Raw genomic sequence first — 3,093 nt, forward strand, 5'->3', positions numbered from 1 at the left:
TCCCAACCGAGGAGTCGGCCAGAAAAGTGATTTATCTGGCGATCAGTGAAGCATCAAGAAAATGGACAATGCCGATTCGCAATTGGAAGCCGGCATTAAATCATTTCATTATTGAGTTTGAAGAGCAATTGAGAGACTATATTTAATCCGTGCAGTTACACAGAATTATTTATAGTCTCTCCCATAACGATTTTTACATCACCTTGGCTTATCACTTTTTCTATTTTTATCTTCATCGCCACCTCTATCTGGAGGCCCGGGATTATTGAGCCACTACAACGACGGCAAGCCAAGCCTGCATTTTGTGTGTCAGCCAGCTTTAAAACTGAAGAATAGTTGCCCTACTTGCTTCAGAACTTTCAGTTCTGGTACAACCATGTTCGGATGCATCAGAATTTAAGCTATCAAACACCGGAAGAAACTTATCAGAGCCAACTGAAGAATTACCAACAGCAAGAGTAATTCTTACGCTGATAAATACTGAAAAAACAATGACGAACCCTGTCCATACGAATGGAGATTCTCAGCTATCTGAAAGGTCTAAAAACTGGATGACTTTCACCCACAGGTAAACTTAAAAGCCTAAAAACGAGGAGAAAACTGCGAAAAGTACTAAGTTTCAATCAATTCTCAGAGGCTATCCTTTGAAAATTGACTGAATTTCAAGCAAAAAAGTCTCTGGACAATGTGGACAGGACAGTCAGATCAGGTCTAAACTACTTCATTTAAATGTTAATAACGTGGTAAAAGAAATTTATATTTTTTTCTAAGAGCAACTTTCTTACTCTATCCAAAATAGATAGCGATTGATTCTTAGGCTCATCCACACAATCCAAATGCACTTCAATTGTAGCCCCAATATACTCTGGAAACTCAGACTCCATCATCCCGCCTTCAATAAAAGTTAAATAGGTACTTAGCTTCTCTTGAAGTTGAAGGTACATTTCATTATCTGAATCCCAGTCACGGCCTTCATTCATAAATAGCTTAACAACATTATTTTCTTCGTCGTAGGAAATCAGATCAATTTTGTCCACATCTTCAACTGATGACATTTTTATTCCTCAATATCTCGCCTATCAATTTCAAATTCTAAGTTATCTAGTTTAGCATCACGACCGAAACTTGTACCATCAGCATTACCACCTCTTGTTGTTGCTCCTGTAGATGGCAGCTCTCTTTCTGCTTGTTTTTGGTTGTCTGTTAGTTTCGCTGTTGGACCATTTTTACACTCTACACACTTTACATTTCCACTAGGCTCTTCAACAAATAAATCAACCCTTGTTCTTTTCCCATCAGATAGTTCCAAAGTCACTTCTTCCGTCACCTTGTTTCCTTTGGCTATTTCTTCATCTCTTCGTCTTTCTTGAAGTATTCTACCTTTTTCTTGTGGCGTTAATTTATCTGTCGCTGATGACTTGGTCTTTATAGGTGAAGCAAGATTTCCGTTTTCGGTAACTTTAATGGGTGGGGTAGCGCCTACGTCTTTCCTGACCGCACTAAAACTACCATCAGCATGTTGACGAACATCAAAATTCGCTCCTTGGCCGTCCGGTAGCTTATCGAGTTCCGCTCGAACACTCCGTCTTGTAGGAGCTGATTTAACCGTTGGAATATCCACCGCCGGACTAAGATCATTCTTCTTCGCAAACTCCTCCGTTGTCTGCCCAATACGACTAGCATCCCCAGCATCGACTTTATCTGCCTTACCTTTTATGGCATCAACATTAGTATTAACCGAACCTCTACCACTTACACCCGAGCCGCTGCCCGAGCCATGGCTCGCTACAATGGAATTTCCCAATGCACCATCGGTGCCTGTTGCTTTTTGTTCAACGCCTACTGCATCTACATTTTGATTGCTATTTCTATTCGATAATTCAACAACATTGCTTTCATTACCGTAAGCATCATTCGCCGCTGTTCTTGGTGCGTCAACCACCTCAACATCACTGACAACACTACCATTACTCCCTGATGGTAAATTGGTTTTACCCGCTACCTTATCGTAAACATCTCCGGCCTGCTTCAAGCCAACTTTCGCTGCAGCACTCTCAACTACTGCGACCCCAACGGTTTTCGCAAGCTCTACCGAGGCATTTCTGTCACCCTGATGTGTGTCAGAACTAAAGGAATCCTGAACACGCTGACCATTTTTATACTCATGGTCACCAACAATTTTTTCCAGACCTTCTTTCGCTTCAATTCCACCGAAAGTCGCCAACGTAACACCTGCTGGCACGGCCGCACAGCTAATCCCCAGAGATGGGCCACAACCTGCCACACCACCACCGGTTATGAGGCCCCCACCAACAACACCGGCAACACCGCCCGCTGCCTGTGCTGCGCCATCTGCTTTAGCCACCAGTTTTTCAGCGCTATCAATGCCATCATTGATCACATCCCCTGCACCATACTGAAACTGCTGTTCATCGCTGACTTCAGTACGCGTCGTCGCAAGGAAGTTATTCGTAATTTCCGTTTCTTCCTGAGCAACCGTACTAACCCCTAAATCGTCAAGCGTAGCCAAAATATCAACGCCTTCCGTAGCCTTGATACTTTCTCCTTCTGCTTGCAGAGCGCTTAGCTTTCCATATAAGGGATCATTCTCTGAAACACCCGCCGCGCACTGTACTTCTGCGCAGGCTAAAGCATCTAAACGCTCTAACTGCAATTGCTTGTCTGCATCATTGCTATCGCTATCGTTGATTTTATCCCGCGCTTTATCCAGCATACTGGCTTCGTTGCGATTCAGCTGGCGAGCTTTGAGGTCGTTGTTGTTAATTGCGGCGATTTGCTGGGTGCCACGCTGAACGTTGCCGCTGTTACGATTGGCATTATTCCAGTCTTGCTGGTTACTACTGCCCTGAGTGCTTTGCCCAGCCAGGCCACTGTAGGCTTCCCAGACTTCTCCTGCACGATCACCACGATTCGTCGCCAATGTCGTTTGATCATCGCGGCTGAGACCACCTGCCTGGCCATTCTGAGCCATTTCATGACGAGCCTGCTCATGCACCAGCGTTGATACGGTGTCGGTACTATTGGTCATATCGGTGTTGTCGATATTGACGTAAATACCGTCACCATTTTCGT

At 44.3% G+C, this 3,093-nt stretch carries 2 protein-coding genes and 1 pseudogene; 1 reads left to right on the plus strand and 2 read right to left on the minus strand.

Annotated features, from left to right (window positions below; genetic code table 11):
• A pseudogene (locus ACFOMG_RS04630) lies at positions 1 to 146 on the plus strand (IS256 family transposase); the annotation flags it as partial.
• Between the two features lie 579 nt (positions 147 to 725).
• Here ACFOMG_RS04630 and ACFOMG_RS04635 read toward each other — a convergent pair.
• Both ACFOMG_RS04635 and ACFOMG_RS04640 read right to left on the minus strand, forming a co-directional pair.
• Positions 726 to 1,055 carry a DUF6572 domain-containing protein gene (locus tag ACFOMG_RS04635; RefSeq protein ID WP_376865085.1) on the minus strand — a complete coding sequence of 110 codons (330 nt, stop codon included), beginning with the start codon at positions 1,053 to 1,055 and terminating at the stop codon, positions 726 to 728.
• A 2-nt stretch (positions 1,056 to 1,057) separates the two neighbouring features.
• On the minus strand, positions 1,058 to 3,093 hold a 2,036-nt coding region (locus ACFOMG_RS04640), incomplete at its 5' end, for a hypothetical protein (RefSeq protein ID WP_376865086.1).

The sequence above is a fragment of the Bacterioplanoides pacificum genome (genome assembly GCF_042648445.1).
GTDB classification, from domain to species: Bacteria; Pseudomonadota; Gammaproteobacteria; order Pseudomonadales; family Oceanobacteraceae; genus Bacterioplanoides; species Bacterioplanoides pacificum.

Bases quoted from the DNA above. Each gene is read 5' to 3' on its own strand.
- ACFOMG_RS04635 (WP_376865085.1), bottom strand. From the start codon at position 1,055: ATGTCATCAGTTGAAGATGTGGACAAAATTGATCTGATTTCCTACGAC.